This window comes from Amphritea sp. (genome assembly GCF_016744155.1).
Taxonomy (GTDB): Bacteria; Pseudomonadota; Gammaproteobacteria; order Pseudomonadales; family Balneatricaceae; genus Amphritea.
Genome location: NZ_JADGEW010000033.1, coordinates 1 through 19,104, shown reverse-complemented (window position 1 = coordinate 19,104; position 19,104 = coordinate 1). Strand labels below are relative to the sequence as shown.

Annotated in this window: 11 protein-coding genes; 9 read left to right on the top strand and 2 right to left on the bottom strand. The window is 47.0% G+C overall.

Features of this window, described 5'->3' with window-relative positions; all coding sequences use genetic code 11:
* The first annotated feature begins 341 nt into the window (after positions 1–341).
* The 5 genes from pta to QZZ54_RS17860 all read left to right on the top strand — a co-directional run bounded on the left by pta (position 342) and on the right by QZZ54_RS17860 (position 8,254).
* Positions 342–2,483 (top strand): phosphate acetyltransferase, encoded by a 2,142-nt coding sequence (gene pta / locus QZZ54_RS17880; protein WP_290705211.1) that lies wholly within the window; start codon positions 342–344, stop codon positions 2,481–2,483.
* A 355-nt stretch (positions 2,484–2,838) separates the two neighbouring features.
* Positions 2,839–3,804 carry a DUF523 and DUF1722 domain-containing protein gene (locus QZZ54_RS17875; RefSeq protein WP_290705208.1) on the top strand — a complete coding sequence of 322 codons (966 nt, stop codon included), beginning with the start codon at positions 2,839–2,841 and terminating at the stop codon, positions 3,802–3,804.
* 8 nt (positions 3,805–3,812) lie between these two features.
* Positions 3,813–5,249: a deoxyribodipyrimidine photo-lyase gene (locus QZZ54_RS17870; RefSeq protein ID WP_290705206.1), complete on the top strand. Its 1,437-nt coding sequence runs from the start codon at positions 3,813–3,815 to the stop codon at positions 5,247–5,249.
* 107 nt (positions 5,250–5,356) lie between these two features.
* Positions 5,357–7,351, top strand: coding sequence for an ExeA family protein (locus QZZ54_RS17865; RefSeq protein ID WP_290705203.1), 1,995 nt, complete (start codon positions 5,357–5,359; stop codon positions 7,349–7,351).
* Positions 7,352–8,254 carry a general secretion pathway protein GspB gene (locus QZZ54_RS17860; protein ID WP_290705200.1) on the top strand — a complete coding sequence of 301 codons (903 nt, stop codon included), beginning with the start codon at positions 7,352–7,354 and terminating at the stop codon, positions 8,252–8,254.
* 10 nt (positions 8,255–8,264) lie between these two features.
* Here the strand turns inward: QZZ54_RS17860 and QZZ54_RS17855 are convergent, their stop codons facing one another.
* Positions 8,265–10,304, bottom strand: a complete 2,040-nt coding sequence (locus QZZ54_RS17855) for an ankyrin repeat domain-containing protein (RefSeq protein ID WP_290705197.1) — start codon at positions 10,302–10,304, stop codon at positions 8,265–8,267.
* A complete protein-coding gene (locus QZZ54_RS17850; RefSeq protein WP_290705194.1) occupies positions 10,291–11,616 on the bottom strand; it encodes an NAD(P)-binding domain-containing protein in 1,326 nt (441 codons plus the stop codon). Before QZZ54_RS17850 ends, QZZ54_RS17855 begins: the two co-directional genes overlap by 14 nt.
* Before the next feature lie 290 nt (positions 11,617–11,906).
* On the opposite strand from QZZ54_RS17850, the gene QZZ54_RS17845 reads away from it, so the two are divergent.
* From QZZ54_RS17845 to QZZ54_RS17830, 4 genes are all read left to right on the top strand, one after another.
* Positions 11,907–12,746: a hypothetical protein gene (locus QZZ54_RS17845; RefSeq protein WP_290705191.1), complete on the top strand. Its 840-nt coding sequence runs from the start codon at positions 11,907–11,909 to the stop codon at positions 12,744–12,746.
* A gap of 41 nt (positions 12,747–12,787) precedes the next feature.
* Positions 12,788–13,690, top strand: a complete 903-nt coding sequence (locus QZZ54_RS17840) for a hypothetical protein (RefSeq protein WP_290705188.1) — start codon at positions 12,788–12,790, stop codon at positions 13,688–13,690.
* Between the two features lie 416 nt (positions 13,691–14,106).
* Complete coding sequence (locus QZZ54_RS17835; protein ID WP_290705186.1) at positions 14,107–15,693, top strand: cytochrome C; 1,587 nt, start codon at positions 14,107–14,109, stop codon at positions 15,691–15,693.
* 23 nt (positions 15,694–15,716) lie between these two features.
* Positions 15,717–19,104: cytochrome c3 family protein (locus QZZ54_RS17830; protein ID WP_290705183.1), on the top strand; the 3,388-nt coding region annotated here is incomplete at its 3' end.

Genomic DNA, 19,104 nt, shown 5'->3' with positions numbered 1-19,104 from the left:
TGAAGCCGTTCAATATTACAAACAAAACACCAACCAAAATTTTAGCCTTACTACCACACCCCAAACGGGCTACATTGAATTAATTGAAAATATAACGATATCGAGCCCTTAACTTTGTGTTTACACTACAACGAAGACCTTAGACAGACTTGAGCCTAATCAACAAATATCCCAAGCACAGAGGAATAACTGTAATTTCTCAGATCAACCCCGTAGAATTGCTCGTCATACCAGTCAATAAAAACACTTCTAAATCTGGTTCCTTTTTTTACTAATATGATTCAATACCCGCTTAAAGTGCCGGGATGAACACCGGTCGTTAAAGACCCTAAGGAACTCTGATGTCTCAAGCATTACTTCTCGCACCGACAGGCGTCGGCGCCGGACTTACCACCGCTGTATTAGGCCTGTTTCAAGCAATGAACCGACAAGGTATTAAAGTTCACTTCTTTAAACCTATCGCTCAGGGCAACGGCAGTGGCAAAGATAGCTCTATCATGATGCTGGAAGGCGACTGTAGCTCTGCCATCGCTGAACCTGTGGCGATTCGCGAAGCGGAACATCTCGTCAGCCAGGACAAGGGTGATCAGTTACTCGAACAAATAGTCGCCCGCTATGAACAAAGTCTGCCCGGTGATAATGAAGTCGTCATTATTGAAGGGATGGTGCATACCGAAAGCCAGCCATACGCGACCCGCATAAACAAAGAGATCGCCAAGGCACTGGATGCTCAGGTTGTACTGGTTGCGGCACCGGGTAACGACAGCATTGAAGCCCTGCAAGATCATATCGATATTACTGCCCGTGCTTACGGCGGAGTTAAGAACAAGAAGTTACTGGGCTGCATCATCAGTAAGCTGGGGGCTCCGGTTAACCGGGAAGGCTATATGCAACCTTTTCTTGGCACCAGCGGCACCGTTACTCACAGCCTTACCGAAGAGGTTATCCGTGAGCACGCGACCATTTTCAATGACAAGTTCCGTTTACTCGGCTGCATCCCCTGGAATCGTGACCTGATCACTCCCAGAGTCAGGGATATTGCCCAACACCTGAATGCGACAGTTATCAACACCGGTGAAATCAAAACACGCCGGGTGACCCGTATCACCATGTGCGCCCGAACCGTCGCAAACGCCGTTAACGAGTTGCGCCCAGGCTCACTTATTATTACCCCCGGTGACCGAGACGATATGATCGTCGCTGCCTGTATGGCTGCTGTAAATGGAATCGAGCTCGCAGCTCTGGTTCTCACCGGCGGCTTTATGCCCTCTGCCGCGGTATTGAAACTCTGTGCAGGGGCTTGCAAAACCGGTTTGCCGATTCTCAGCATTGAACAAGATAGTTGGCAAACCGCCATTGCAATGACCCAGCTTAACCAGGAAACCCGCCCCAATGATGAGGCTCGTATCCGGGATATAAAGGAAGCGACTGCTACCCATATCAATCGGGACTGGCTAACTACCCTGGTCGATAACAGCTATCAACGACGCCTCTCTCCTCCTGCATTCCGTTACCAACTGATAAACCGTGCCCGCCAGGCAAATAAGATCATCGTCCTTCCTGAAGGAAACGAACCTCGCACCGTTAAAGCCGCCGCGATCTGCGCTGAGCGGGGAATTGCTCGCTGCGTATTATTAGGCAACGCAAAAGAGATTATTCAGATCGCCAAAAACCAGGGAGTGTTGCTGAATGACAATGTCCTTATTCATGATCCTGAGTTGATCCGTAAAGATTATATTAACCGGTTGATTGAGCTTCGCAGCCACAAAGGGATGACCGGGATCATCGCTGAAGAACAGTTACAGGACAATGTGGTTCTTGGCACTCTGATGCTGGAAATGGATCATGTGGATGGTTTGGTCAGTGGCGCAGTTCATACCACCGCCAATACTATTCGTCCGCCGATGCAATTGATTAAAACTGCGCCTGGCTGCAACCTTGTCTCGTCAATTTTCTTCATGTGTCTGCCGGAACAGGTACTGATCTACGGTGACTGCGCTATCAACCCCGACCCTAACGCAGAGCAACTTGCTGATATCGCCATTCAGTCTGCAGATTCAGCAACCGCGTTCGGGATCCCCCCCCGTGTCGCGATGATCAGTTACTCCACCGGTGTTTCTGGTCAGGGCGTTGACGTCGATAAAGTTCGGGAAGCTACCCGAATCGCCCGGGCAAAACGCCCTGATCTACTGATCGATGGTCCACTGCAATATGATGCTGCGGTGATGGAGAGCGTAGCTAAGTCTAAGGCTCCCGACAGCAACGTCGCAGGCCAGGCAACAGTCTTTATATTCCCGGATCTGAATACAGGCAATACCACCTATAAAGCGGTACAGAGAAGCGCGGATGTTATCAGTATCGGCCCGATGTTACAGGGAATGCGAAAGCCAGTGAATGATCTTTCCCGAGGCGCATTAGTAGACGACATTGTATTCACTATCGCCCTAACGGCCATACAAGCTGGCGCCTGTGAAAGTAACTAGTTGACTAGGGTCTAACAAAGCATAAAGAAAAAAAAGCCGCTGTAAACACAGCGGCTCTAAAAAGGACAATCTCTATTCAAAGCTTTGAATGAAAAAATTGGCCACAGCAGTTGAACATCATCGGAAACACATAACTGTAAAATTTATCTGAGTGAGAGAGCAGACTCAAAATACAAATCAGTTATTACCCGAGTCAATCAGTAGGGTATTATATAAAACCTAGCATTTTAGTCAAGAATATTCCCCGCCTTATCATCGCCCCTCCAATTCCATTGTTTGCCATCCGTTATAGAGTGATCCGTTTTTAAATGACCGACGTAAGAAGCTTTAAATACTCTGGCGATGGTGAGAAGAGATGAACAGGATAAACGAGATAATCGATATTCCAGTTGGCATAAGCGCATGCGTTATGGGCGAAGAAGTCCGTTTTAACGGCGGGCACAGCCAATCAAAAATTTGCCGTAACCAATTAGCATCGCATTTTAGTTATCAGGCATTCTGCCCCGAAGTGGCAGCTGGTTTCGGTATCCCCCGCCCTACGATGCGCCTGATAGGCGAACCTGATAATCCAACGCTGACCTATACGAAAGATCAGGAACAGGATCTCACCGAACAATTAACAGATGCCATTGAGCCGATACTTGAAAGATGTAACGGGCTGGATGGATTCATACTGAAGAAGGACTCTCCCAGTTGCGGCATGGAACGGGTGAAAATCTATCAGAGTTCAGGCTACCCTCATGCTCAGAGAGGATCGGGCCTGTTTGCTAAAGCTTTAATGGGGCGCTACCCCAACCTACCTATTGAGGAAGATGGACGGTTAAATGACCCCCGTTTGAGAGAGAATTTTGTGATGCGGGTATTCGCGCATCACAATTTAAGAACAGAAGTACTGGAACAGCCCAGCCTTCACAACCTGCTTCAGTTTCATAGCAGCTATAAATATCTTCTGATGGCACACAATCAAACGGCTTATAAAACACTAGGAAAAATGCTGGCTGAAGCTCATCTGGAGCCATTAGAAGCCTTGTTGACAACTTACCACCAGCAATTCATGGAAGCTATAAAAACACCTGCCTCCAGAGGTTCACACTGTAACGTTATGCAGCATATCATGGGCTATCTGAAACGATCCGTAGACAGCAAGGCCCGTAGGGAAATCTTAAAGGTCTTTGAGCAATACAGAATTGGGGATATTAACCTGATAACCCCTATGACACTGCTCTCGCACTATATAAATCAGAACGGCAGTGTATACATCCGTACTCAGAGATACCTGGAACCCTACCCAACCCATTTAGGGTTAAGAAATCTACTCTAGGTTTTATTATGACTAGCCCAATCATTGTATGGTTCAGACAGGACATCAGACTCGCAGATAACCCTGCGCTTTTCTTCGCAGCGCAGAAAGGGTCTGTGATTCCCATTTTTATAGACGACAGATCCGACAACTCTGAGTGGAACCCTGGCGCAGCCAGTCGATGCTGGCTCCATCACAGTCTACATAGCTTAAATCACCAGTTAACAGGTGGTCTGAAGCTGTTTCAGGGGGAACCATTAAACATCTTAATTAAGCTGATTAAAGAAACAGGTGCTAAAACGGTTGTCTGGAATCGCTGCTATACGCCCCATGCAATCGGCCGTGATACTTATATTAAAGAGCGACTGCTAACGGAAGGAATAGAAGTAGCCAGTTTTAACGGTTCTCTTCTCTGGGAACCCTGGGAAATTCATACTCAGAGCGGTACTCCCTATAAAGTTTTTACCCCCTATTATCGTAAAGGATGTTTTAATGCTAAGCCGCCGGATGCTCCGCTTCCCAGACCAAAGCTACAACTTTATTTTGGCGAGGACAGCTGTAATCAAGTGAATCTAGATCAACTGGGGCTTCTGCCAGGCCACCCCTGGGCTGACCGCATAACTGAACACTGGGACATCTCCGAAGATTCGGCATGGGCACTGCTGCATAAATTTACCGACGAGCGGCTAAGGACATATAATCAGGATAGAGATTACCCCGCAGAACAGGCAACTTCTAATCTTTCCCCATACCTTCGATGGGGGCAGATTTCGCCCAGGCAGATCTGGCATTACAGCCAGCAACAATGTTCCATAGCATCCCTGGAACAACCACTGGACACCTTTTTAAAAGAGTTAGCCTGGAGGGAATTTTCTTACTATCAGCTGTATCACAATCCCTCCATGACCGACGATAACCTGAATCATAAATTCAACCACTTTCCCTGGCAGAATCAAAAAGAGAGCTGCCAAAACTGGCAACAGGGACAGACCGGATTCCCCATTATAGACGCGGGTATGCGGGAACTCTGGCAAACAGGCTATATGCATAACAGAGTCAGAATGCTCGTCGCCTCATTTCTGGTTAAAAACCAACGTCAGCATTGGCATAACGGCGCCCGCTGGTTCTGGGACACTCTGGTAGATGCCGATCTTGCGTCTAATAGCGCCAGTTGGCAGTGGGTGGCAGGATGCGGTACCGATGCGGCCCCCTACTTTCGTATTTTTAACCCTATAATCCAGGGACGAAAATTTGACCCTCATGGGGAATATGTTCGCCGCTATATTCCAGAGCTATCAAAGCTTCCTGAGCGCTACATACACTCCCCCTGGGAAGCACCTGAAAATATTTTGGCCGAAGCGAAAATAGTATTGGGCATAAACTACCCGAAGCCTATTCTAGATTTGGGCACAACCCGGAATGAAGCGTTGACAGCTTATTCAGGTCTTAGGAGTACTGTTTTATAGAAAAACTGCTCGAAATATTCTTTAGTCTCTGATTATGAACCCTTTTCTTTACTCTGGGTAATTGATGTCATATCTTTATTAGGGTCTGCAGCGCCAGGGTTAGGCATATGTATAACCACTATTTCGGACTTACATCATCACCTTTCGCGATCGCACCTGATCCGAACTATCTCTATATGAGCCCCCAGCATCGGGATGCTTTAGCTCATCTGATCTATGGCATTCAGGGCAATGGTGGCTTTGTCATGTTAACCGGTGACATTGGTACCGGTAAAACAACCCTATGCCGTTGCATGCTGAACCACACCAGTGACAAAACCGATGTTGCCTTTATTCTCAATCCGACACTGAATTCAGAGGAGTTACTTGCCAGTATCTGCGATGAATTACATATCGACTATGATAAACACCACCTCAGCATTAAATTACTTTCTGATTCAATTTATCACCATCTGTTAAAAAGCCATGCTGCGGGAAGAAATACGGTTCTGATTATTGATGAAGCACAGAACTTGAATCCTAACGTCCTGGAGCAGATGCGACTACTGACAAATCTGGAAACCAACGAGAAAAAACTGTTACAGATCGTCATGTTTGGCCAGCCAGAACTACGGGAATTGATTGAGCGACCAGAGTTAAAACAGCTGGCGCAGAGAATCACCGCCCGATTCCACCTTTCACCGTTAAAACTAGCTGAAACACAACACTATATTAGTCATCGCATGGCCGTTGCCGGGCATAAACAGGTCGCCAATAGGCCAGACCCTATTCCTAATAAATTACTTGCTCAGATACACCACCTGAGTGGTGGGGTTCCACGGCTTATTAATATCATCTGTGACCGAGCCCTACTGGGCGCCTATGCTAGTAATGAACCCTCTATAAACTCGGATACCCTTTATCAAGCGGCTTCGGAAGTCTTTGGTACAAGCCGGAAACCTCTTCAACCAACAAAATCTTATTTCAGGCAGGTGACCGCGGTATTGGGTGTTATTTTTATAGCCTTGATTATGTACCGACTCTACCCTATTGCTAACCACTGGCTTACAGAGTCAGCAGACCAGGTAATGTCTGACGCATCCGTTCAGCCTCAGATACAACAGTTACAACCAGAATCTGATACCAAGCAGGCTAGAACTAAATCCGAAATTGTTACCGCAGAAACTTCCGAAGAGACAAATGCCTTAAGAGCTCCTATAACCAGATCAGAAGCCGCTGTAAATATTAATCAACCGAACCAAACAACAACTGAACAGCTATCTCTGGTTCAGGCCACTGCTAAGGAAGTCATTGTTGCACCAGAGATAAAAATAGCTCCCCCCTCCGATTTGAGCTTAGCATCTACTACCCAAACAATAGAAACCACCCCTATCCCGAAGACAGAGCCCTCTGATTCAATTCTGGAAAATAAAACAGTAATAACCACCTCCACCGAGACAATTGCAGCCTTAGGGCAGGATACTCTGGTTGCCACTCAAACTAAGCAACCTGTTCATGACTCAATGGGCAATAACACTTCCGAAATTCAGGCTTATTACACCCTATTTAAAATATGGCAACAGGATATGCCTCTGAACCAAGACCCCTGTCTGTTTGCTCTCTCCCAGGGCCTTCGCTGCCTTCATAAACAGGGAAATTGGGCCCAATTAAATCGTAACAACCGCCCAGCTTTAATCCGTATGCTAAACACCGATGGTTTGATTTCTAATAGGGTATTGGTACAGGTCAACCACAACCAGGGGATCGCCAGCTTCTCAGATGGAACGCAACAATGGCAGACTCCTCTTGATCAACTCAGCGACAGTGTTTTACTCAACTACACCCTACTCTGGAACCCACCGGAAGGGTATTACAAACTGACTAGGCCCGGTAGTTCAGGCCCTCATGTTCTCTGGCTAAAACAACAACTCGCAAGGCTATCTCCACTATTCCAAAGCGAGATGAACACCTATTTTGACGATCAACTGGTGCTCTACGTAAAAGCATTTCAACGCAGTCAGAACCTATTGCAGGATGGTGTCGTCGGCCCAGAAACCTTGATCCGACTGAATACTCTAATAGATACTGATGCTCCCATGCTGCTAAGTTCCCGGGAGCCGTGAATGTCATACATACTGGACGCCCTTAAAAAATCAGAGAAAGAACGCGATAGTGAGCCTGTTTACGGGATCAGTCAGACGATTCAAGCCATAGAAGAACCTAAGCCGACTCGAAAAAAATGGTTATGGATAGTACCTGCACTACTGATAGTCAATATTCTGTTATTACTCTGGCCTGTAACAACACCCGATGCAGATCCGTCTACGATAAGAATTACGGATCAAATACCCGATACTGCTGACAACTCTCTCAAAGCAATAGCGGAAACAGAGCAAACAGCAGAGCTAGCTGACACTATAAAGCCGAGCAATCACCTAAACAAAGCTCTACTCTCGCCGAATCCGATCGAAACTCAAACGACCACTAAACCTATCGATCAGGTTCCACACTACCACCGAAATCCATTCGCACCAATGCCGGGCAGAACCGAAATAAAGCCTGACATTGTGAAAACGCCTGTTAAGAATCAATCAAAAACAGTACAACCGCTGCCAGCCTCTAATATTGAAAAACTCAATCGAAGCCTTCTAAATCAGGCACTCATTGAGCAACTAGCGCCTCTCAGAGAGGAACCGGACGAAGCGCTAACCAGCAGAGGTATTTCACCGACGTCTCTACCAATACTAAAAAATACGCAGCAATATGAGAGTCCATCCTCAACAGTTGAAAACCAAACAAACATCCCTCTATTGAGGGAACTGAAATCAGCGCTTCAACGTGAAATTCCAGCACTGAATGTTTCAGTGCATATCTACACCGATATTCCCGAACAGCGTATGGCGAGAATAAATGGGACGATGACCCGACAGGGACAACAGCTGAGTAGCGACCTGACTCTCGAAGAGATCAGGCCCGATTCTCTAATACTTAGTTTTCGTGGCGAAAAGTTTAGACTGATGCGCTAATTAAGCAGGTTTAACGATATTGGTCTAACAGAGTCAGCATCGGCTTATTTCCCGTTGCTTCAGCAAGACGGAAGCTATCCTGCCCTAACTGGTTTTTTCTGCGTGGCTTAGCTCCATTTTCAAGCAGCCATTGAACCACTTCAATATGACCAGCGTTGACAGCCATCATTAATGCCGTTTGAGTAAACTTATTGCGACTATCAACCGCGGCATTTTCAGCAGCCAGTAAAATCATGCTGTTCCGATTACCTGCCCCTGCAGCAACCATCAATGGAGTATTACCTTTACTATCCGGCTGATTAATATCAGCACCCGCAGCAATCAACCATTTAAGTGCTTCAATCCGTTTACGTGTGATCGTACGAATCAGAGGGGAGATACCATTCACATCAGCGAGATTCAGATTAGCGCCTTTATCCTGCAACGCTTTCATCGCCTTAATTGCGCCATCATCCGCAGCGTACCAGAGAGCAGAACGTGACTGTTTATCCTGTGTATCAGGAGACACACCATAACTTACCAGCAGATCAATCAATTGCGGCAGATCCGCTGCTGCGGCCTCTAGCAGTACGTTAGCTTGCTCTTTCTTCAACAACGCACCCGAACCACTATCCAGCAGTTGCCGGACGATTTCAGCATGGCCTCCTTTCACCGCAAGCATCAACGCCCCGTCACCATTTTCCAGGAGTGGCCGCTGATCTGCATTCGCCTTAATCAGTAGAGCAGTGATTTTTTCGAAACCCTTTTCTGCTGCAAGCATCAGTACAGAATGGCCATCTGACAACTGATGATTAACATCAGCACCTGCGCCAACCAACAGCTTAGCAATCTCAAAATGCCCCTGCCATACTGCACGACTGAGAGCGGTATGACCTTCCTGATCGACCTGATTAAGATCGGGTTTCCCGCGCAATAATTTGGATACAACTTTATCCTGCCCCCGCCAACTTGAAAGCATCAGTACAGACCAGCCCTGATAGGGATTACTTTCACCAGTAACGACCTGATCAACAGAGTTCAGCGATTCCAGAGCAACCAGAGAAGCATCCCGTTCTGGAGGCGCCATATTGTTGCGCTTCGCTCCATTCGCACTCAACCAGCTAACCACTTTTTTATGCCCGCGGTTAACTGCCATATCAAGCACACTATATTCGCTACGATTTATGCCATTAAAACCAACACCGACTGAACCCAACAACTTGACCGTTTCCAAGTGTCCACTACCGGCAGCAAAGTGCATCAAAGTATTGCCATTAGCATCTTGGGCACCTTTGTTTGAGCCGGCTTTCAGAAGGAGCTTTACCACTCCAGTATGCCCTTGCTGAGCGGCAGCCATAACAGGAGTAATAGCAAACTTATCCTTCACACCAATCTGTGCACCCGCCTGCAGTAACAAATTGACCGTTTCTTTATGTCCAGCTTCTGCCGCTTCATGCAGCGCTGTCCGCATATTATCATCACGACTATTTATATCGGGCTTTTGCTCTAACAGTTGCTTTAATTCGTTGTTACTACCCTTCTGTGCCAGCCAGCGAAGTGTTTCCTCTTTATCAACTGAGCGATACTCTTTCAGCTGTTTTTTCTGACGAGTCTCTGAAGAATCCTTATTCAGTTTTCTTTGCGCTAACGGGTGGCCTGCCGCAGCAGCGGCCTGCATCAACTCATTTGCACGATCAAGATCTTGCTCAACTCCCCAGGCCTTTTGATACATCATCGCAAGATTATAAGTCGCTTTCAGATGATTCTGAGCCGCTGCCTTTTCCAGCCAGAAAACAGCATTCTCGTGACTTTTCTTAACCCCTTGCCCGTTACGATACATGGTTGAGAGAAGGTACTGTGCTTCAGCGTTCCCAGCATCGGCCATAGGCTTCAACAGAACTTGAGCCCCGGTATAGTCCTTAACCCTGATTGCAGCTTTTACCTCGCCCAATTCATGATTCGCACCATGGGCCGGTGATAAATTGAAAACGGAACTCAACACACAGATTGCGAGGATGTACAGTGCGATGGTTTTCCACCGCGCATTAAAAGCCCAATCAGGCAGTACCATATTTCGTTTCTACCTCAATACCTATCTTCTTTAAAAAACCAGTCGGTAAGATACCGCCAGCACATACAATTACACCGTCATTGGGAATCCGATGTTGCTCATCGTTATGATTGAGTATGACTTCAGATTTCAGCACTTCGCTAATAGTTGAGCTAAGCATTAAGTTCAGACGTCCACTTTCAACAGCCGCATCAACTTTACGACGGTTTTTTTCTTTAGCCCTACCAAATGCTCCACTTCGATATGAAAGAGTGACTGTAGTACCTGGCTCTTCAGCGATACTGGTTGCAGCTTCCAGTGCACTGTCTCCACCACCGACAATCAAAACATGCTGACCCTGATATTGAGCAGGATCGACTAACCTGTACACAACTTTATTCTGATCTTCACCGGGCACACCTAATTTGCGCGGTGTTCCCCTCCGGCCAATCGCCAGTAGAACAGCTCGGGTACGATATACAGACTTATTAGTGGTAACTTCAAAGCCACCGTCCGGCAGATGATCAATATGATCGACCCGTTCTTTATAATTGACCTTTAAGCCGGTTTTACGCTCAACCTCTGTCCAAAATTCAATCAGTTTTTCTTTGGTCGTTTCTTTAAACTGGAATTCACCCACTATCGGTAGTTTAGCCGGAGCAGTCATAACTAGTTTACCCCGGGGGAACTGTGCAACAGTGCCACCCAAAGATTCCTGTTCGATGGTCTTAACCTTAAGTTTTTTCTCCATGGCGCCGAGTGTCGCTGTTATTCCTGCAGGTCCGGCACCAACTACAAGCACATCAAGAAGATCACCACCTGAGCCCATTCCAGACACTTTAGCAATTTCATCCATCGCTTTGCGCCCCTGCTCAGTGGCATTTTTAATTAGTCCCATGCCACCAAGTTCACCGGCAATATAGATACCGGGAATATTGGTCTGGAAATCAGGTTTTACGTTGGGAATATCTAACCCGCGTCGCTCAGTACCAAACACCAGCTCTATCGCATCAGCGGGACAAGCTGTTTTACAGGCGCCATGACCAATACAGTCTGCGGGATTGAGCAATTCTGCTTTATTATCGATTAAACCCAACACCTGATGTTTAGCTTCTGGACAGGCATTCACACAGGAGCCACAGCCCAGACAGATATTACTATTGATAATTGGATGGAGAGAGGCAGGCTCAGTCAGGCCGGCGACAACCGCTTCGGATTTAATCGCAAGGTTCGCCCGAGTTTGAGTTGTTTTATACCAGTTATACAGTATCCAGATAGCCAGCAACGGCGTAGCTATAATCAGATATTGATAAAATTCAGCCTGTATATTCATATGTAATACCTATTAAAAACTTCTTAAACAACGGTGTTAACCAGCTTTCTCACATACTCTCCCTTAAAAAGAAAACCCGATTTCTTAGTTAATAGGTTAAAGAGTTATTTGTATGCCAACAACTGTCTCCAACCAAGTACAGTCTAGAGACGCCAGTTAAACTCTCGCTTCGCAATAATGAGAACACTAGGTACTAAACAATATGTATCCATCTGATTGTATTAAGAAAAAAAATTTCGGTATAGGTTATGCATTAACTAATGAAACCCATATATGGAGTCTCAGGCAGAATGACGAGAAACACCTTGTTTACCGCGGTAGCTTTAGCTGCAGGTCTTGTGACTGCTGTCTTTGTATTGCAAGACAGCAGCCCTACTCAATCTGGTGAATATTTAACCAGCATGGTTCAACCATCCAGCACAACCAGCACCTTAATGGCAGCAAAGGCCGCTGATAACACCAACCAGATTCAGGCCGGACCTCTAGACCAGATGGCACAGAAGTTAAGAGATAGACTTAAAAATGAGCCTGAGGATATGGAAGGCTGGGTACTATTGGGACGAACCTATCAATATATGAAAGATCAGGCTGCTGCTGACCAGGCTTACGCTAAAGCAACCGCTTTGGGCCTGACACCTGCCCGCCTTGAGGAAGTACGCAGTGGCATATCCGCTAAACAGGAATCCCAGCCAACACGGGCCTTCCCCCCGCCAAAAACATCTCGAAACCTGACCGCCGTAATGATTGACCAGGCACTGAATGATGGCCCTGATTCAAAGCAGGTATCAGTCAGCGGAGAAGTTAAAATAGCACCTGAACTGGCTGAACAGCTGACTAACAAAAACGCCACACTTTTTATCTTCGCCCGGGCAGATAAAGGCCCACCAATGCCATTAGCCGCTATACGCAAAACACCTGTAACACTACCATTAAGCTTCACTCTCAATGATTCAAATGCCGTTATTCCAGACCGAAAACTTTCCTCTTCTAACTTAGTTGTTATTGGGGCTCGAATTTCTTTCAGTGACAGCGCTACAGCGTCCAAAGGTGACTTGGAAGGGTTCAGTCAAGCGGTGGATCCAGCAAGCAATAGCGGTGTTACGATTGAAATTAATCAGACCCGCCAGTAGCCCTTTTATCGACCGATAGTACATAGTGAGCAAACACACAGATGAGCGATACCACCGTGGCTGAAAAACAACAGAAAGCAGATATTAACAAACTCCACCTATCCCCTCTGGAACAGTTTGCAGCACCCTTTTTTTCGGTAGCGCTAACACTATTACTAATATGGGGCTGGCAACAGAGAGAGGAGTTCTTAATAACGGCTGAGTGGGGCGTCGGCTACTGGTTGGGACTAATTGCGGGTGTGATTTTCATTCTGATTTTTATCTACCCGTTGAGGAAAAAATTTAAGTTCATGCGCAACACCGGCGCTATAAAAATATGGTTTAACCTGCACATGTTTATGGGCGTTATCGCACCGGTTATGGTCGCCTTTCATTGTAACTTTTCACTGGGAGCGACCAATAGTAATGTTGCCCTATACTCCATGCTCTTCGTTGTTGTCAGTGGTATTGCCGGACGCTACATTTATGCCCAGGTTCACTACGGACTATTCGGCACACATGCAAAGATTGAAGAACTGGTAGATATAAGCCAGGAAGCCCGAAAACGACTGGGACACCATCGCGGACTAGCACCTGCCATAGAGCACAAAATTAAGTCTTTTGAAGATTATGTAATGAAGCCTACTAACGGCCTGTTTAGCTTCATCCCCCGCAAAGTATTTATCGGCGTAAGCACCTGGGCTACCTACTTCACTCTGTGCCAGCGTTTGCGCCCCATCATGGCCACTCAGGCCCGTCTCTCTGGCTGGGATAAACAACAAGAAAAACAACACTATAAAGAGAGCTGTAAACTCATAGGAATCCTACTAAGCGCCATTCGAAAGATGGCGGTATATACCTTTTATGAAAAGCTGTTTCATAACTGGCATAAGATCCACGTAGTATTCTTTAGCATGCTACTGATCACCGGTCTCATTCATGTTACAGCTGTTCATATGTATTAAATTTCATATGAGAATTTTTTCTCATTACTGAGAGTCTAAAAAAGGAGACACTCTAACCTGTTGTTTAATAAAGAAACAGACCTGCAACGCTTAATATCTGTACGAACTACGAGACAACCGCACCTCCTCCTTCATTGCTATTCTATGAATTCAACTCAGGCCTGCAAGCATAACCAACTGATAAATATAGTGTTTAATTATCAGGCTCGATTATTGCTATATAAAAGAGGTTGGGCTGAATTGATTTAAGGGAGAGGCAACTTAACTCCCTAGTCAGATAATCATTTTTTAATATATTCAACCTGACAACTTAAGGCCTTTTCGGGGGAGTGGCCATAGCTATTCCTTCGTTTTTCTATCCGTAACCCTCTTACATCGTTCACCTGGGTTTACGGACAAACAATACCGGAGGTTAAGTGAAGCTCTCTGATCGTCTTTTAACCCTGAAGTCTCTTGTCCTATTGGTACTGCTAGGCTTCAGTGCGCCCGGAGAAGCAAATATTTTCGAAACTATATTTATGCCCGGCAAAGTAATCAATGGCCATGAACAGTTCGAACTCGAGTGTGATAACTGCCATGAATCTTTTGACCAGAGCAAGCAGAGAAACAGATGCCTGGCTTGCCATGACCATAAGAACATAGCCAAAGACATTGAAGAGGGCACCGGTTTTCATGGGCTCATGGAAAACAGCAAGAATATTGAGTGTAAGACATGTCATTCCGATCACATGGGAAGAGATGCCGATATTGTGCAGTTAACGCATTCCACCTTTAACCATGACCTAACCGACTACCCACTTGAAGGTAAACATCGAACAGCAGCTTGCGCTAATTGCCATGAAGCTTCGCAAAACTTCCGCGAAGCACCGAACCAATGTATCGATTGCCACAAAGACGATGATAAGCATGAAGGTGAGTTAGGCGAACAATGTGATGACTGTCATAAAGAAACAGGCTGGCAAGATACCGAATTTGATCACGACGACACAGACTTCCCACTTCTGGATAAACACGCGGAGGTTAACTGCAGTAGTTGTCATGCCGATGAGCAATATGAAGACATACCTACAGAGTGTGCTTCCTGCCATCGCCTGAACGATGCTCATGGCGGTCACTTTGGCAATGAGTGTGAAAAGTGCCACTCAGAGAAAGATTGGGATGAATCAAAATTTGACCATGACAAGGATACTGAATTCGATCTGAAGGGATCACACAAAGAGACCAGTTGTAATAGCTGCCACATTGATCCTCCTTTTGATAAATCACCTGGTGAAAGCTGTATTGACTGTCACAGCAGTGATGATACCCATCAGGGAAAGAACGGCGAAGAGTGTAAAGAGTGTCATACAGAGAACCGATGGCAAAAAAGCAGTTTCAACCACGATAGGGATACCGATTTCAAACTTAAGGGTAGCCATGAACCACTAGAGTGCCATAGCTGCCATAAAGGCAGTCTTGAGGATGAATTACCGACCAACTGCATCAGCTGTCATAAAGGTGATGATGTACATAAAGGCCAACAGGGCGATAGCTGCAATCGATGCCATGACGAAGAGTCTTTTTCTGGCGTGATTAGTTTTGATCATGACCTGACCCGTTTTCCGTTAATTGGTCAGCATGCAGTTACCAGTTGTGAAGAGTGCCATCTGGAACAAACCTTTAAAGATACTGCTCTGGCATGCACCAGCTGTCACAGAGATGACGATGTACATAAAGAAACACTTGGTGGACGCTGCGAACAGTGTCACACCCCTAATGACTGGGGCATCTGGCAGTTTGACCACGACACCCAGACCGATTTCGAACTTACCGGCAAGCATCAGGAACAACCCTGTGAAGCTTGCCACCTGAAGCCTGTAAAAGATCAAGACGATATAGATCAGGCTTCAGACTGTTTCAGCTGCCATCGCAGCGACGATATTCATTTTGGCGGTTTCGGACGTTTTTGTGAACGATGCCACACGACCGAATCGTTTGACGACACAAGCAACCTGAGTCAGTAGTCCAGGGGATATAGGTGATCAGTATGTCATTAACAAGAACGCCATCAGTTTCATTCGCCGCCGGTATCTTGGGGCAAGCTATACCTTTGCTGATGCTACTGGTACTCAGCCTGATGCTGCCATTATCTGTTCAGGCGATGTCCGACCCAGATAATCTGGAACAACTGGATACCCAAGATCAGACTGCAACCAATAATGACCCCAAAGCGGTATTCGACCACCTAAGTACCGGCTTTATGCTTGATGGCCAGCACGCCAACCTTGATTGCTCCAGCTGTCACATTAAAGGCGTATTTAAAGGCACTCCCAGCACTTGTACCGCCTGCCACTCCTCCTCCAGCATTATTCCGGCGTCCACCAAGGCCAACGACCATATCAATAGTAGTAATAGTTGTGACAGCTGCCACAGCCCGAGCAGTTGGAATGATGTACCGAAAGTCGACCATGATGAAGTAACTGGCAGTTGTACTTCCTGCCACAATAATCAAGTCGCTTTCGGCAAACCGAGTGATCACCCACCCTCTAGTGATAACTGTGAAGACTGCCACTCTACAAGCGGCTGGCAAACCTCTTCGTTTGACCATACCGGTATCGAAAACAACTGTTCCAGCTGCCACAATGGCGTTGAGGCTACAGGTAAAGGTGGCAATCATATACCCACCAATAATGTCTGTGAGGATTGTCACCGTCCAACCAACTTTAGTGATCTTAGCCTGTGGAGCCACCCAGACAGCGCTAGTAACTGTAGCAGCTGCCATAACGGCAGTTTTAGTGCCGAAGGCAAATCCGGCAACCACATACCTAGCAGCACCACCTGCTCCAACTGTCATTCTATAAGTACCTGGAAAATTACTACTTTTGATCACCCTCCTTCAGAAACAACTGGGAGTTGTGCAACTTGTCATAACGGCTCATTTACAACCGGAAAATCTGCCAACCATATTCCCAGTAATAACAGTTGTGAAGACTGTCACACGACTTCCGGTAGTTGGAGCGATGCAACTTTTGACCATGCAGGTATTGCTGAAAACTGTACAACCTGCCACAACGGCACCACAGCCACTGGCAAAAACTCAGGACACATCACTACCACTCCCGTCTGTGAAGCTTGCCACACCAATACAACATGGTCGCCCGTTGCTCAGGTCGACCATGATCAAGTAATAGGCAGCTGCGAAAGCTGTCACAACGGCACCACGGCTACCGGAAAGTCAGCCAACCATATTCCCAGCAGTAATTCCTGCGTGGACTGCCACAATCCAGATCGCGGCTGGGCCGATGCAACCTTTGTTCACCCAGCCGATGCAACCAACTGTTCCAGCTGTCACAACGGCACCATTGCCACTGGCAAAAACAGCGCACATATCAACACCACCAACAGTTGTGAAAGCTGTCACGTAAACAGCAACTGGACTCCTGCAACCCAGGTTGACCATGCAGAGGTTATTGGCACATGTGAAAGCTGCCATAACGGCAGTACTGCCACCGGCAAAAACACCAGCCATATCAATACCAGCAATAACTGTGAAGCCTGTCATACTCCCTCCACCTGGTCTCCTGAGACCCGGGTCGATCATAATGAGGTGCTGGGAACCTGTGAAAGCTGCCATAACGGTTCGATAGCCACCGGTAAATCAGCTAATCATATTCCGAGTGCTAATACCTGTGAGGATTGCCATAACCCTCAGCTTGGCTGGGCTGAAGCGATCTTTGACCACGCAGGCACCACAGCAAACTGTGCTACCTGTCACAACGGTAGCACAGCCACTGGAAAGAACAGCGGCCATATCAATACCACCAACAGCTGTGAAAGCTGTCATGCGAATACTAACTGGACACCTGAAACCCAGGTTGACCATGCTGAGGTACTGGGTAGCTGTGGAAGCTGTCATAACGGGAGTACTGCCACCGGCAAAAACACCAGCCATATCAATACCAGCAATAACTGTGAAGCCTGTCATACTCCCTCCACCTGGTCTCCTGAGACCCGGGTCGATCATAATGAAGTATTAGGGACCTGCTCAAGCTGTCATAACGGTTCGATAGCTACAGGCAAATCAGCCAATCATATTCCGAGCGCTAATACCTGTGAGGATTGCCACAACCCACAACTGGGCTGGGCCGAAGCGACCTTTGACCACGCAGGCACTACCGCTAATTGTGCTACCTGTCACAACGGCAGCACAGCCACTGGAAAGAACAGCGGCCATATCAATACCACCAACAGCTGTGAAAGCTGTCATGCGAACACTAACTGGTCGCCTGCAACCCAGGTTGACCATGCTGAGGTACTGGGTAGCTGCGGAAGCTGCCATAACGGCAGTACTGCCACCGGCAAAAACACCAGCCATATCAATACCAGCAATAACTGTGAAGCTTGTCACACTTCCGCAACTTGGTCTCCGGAGACCCGGGTCGATCATAATGAAGTATTAGGGACCTGCTCAAGCTGTCATAACGGTTCGATAGCTACAGGCAAGTCAGCCAATCATATTCCGAGCGCTAATACCTGTGAGGATTGTCACAACCCTCAACTGGGCTGGGCCGAAGCGACCTTTGACCACGCCGGTACCACCGCTAACTGCGCTACCTGTCACAACGGCAGCACAGCCACTGGAAAGAACAGCGGCCATATCAATACCACCAACAGCTGTGAAAGCTGTCATGCGAATACTAACTGGTCACCTGCAACCCAGGTTGACCATGCTGAGGTACTGGGTAGCTGTGGAAGCTGCCATAACGGCAGTACTGCCACCGGCAAAAACACCAGCCATATCAACACCAGCAATAACTGTGAAGCCTGTCATACTCCCTCCACCTGGTCTCCGGAGACCCGGGTCGATCATAATGAAGTATTAGGGACCTGCTCAAGCTGTCATAATGGCACCATTGCATTAGGTAAATCAGCTAATCATATCCAGAGCGGCAATACCTGTGACGACTGTCACAATACCAACAGTTTCACCGGCGCAGTGTTTGATCACAGCGGTGTCACCGGCAGCTGCTCTAGCTGTCATAACGGCACTATTGCCGCAGGGAAGAACAATAACCACATCAACACCACTAACAACTGTGAAGCCTGTCACACACCTGCAACCTGGTCTCCAGAAACCCGGGTTGATCATGCTGAAGTAAATGGCACCTGTAACAGCTGTCATAATGGCACCATTGCATTAGGTAAATCAGCTAATCATATCCAGAGCGGCAATACCTGTGACGACTGTCACAATACCAACAGCTTCACCGGCGCAGTGTTTGATCACAGTGGTGTCACCGGCAGCTGCTCTAGCTGTCATAACGGCACTATTGCCACAGGGAAGAACAATAACCACATCAACACCACTAACAACTGTGAAGCCTGTCACACACCTGCAACCTGGTCTCCAGAAACCCGGGTTGATCATGCTGAAG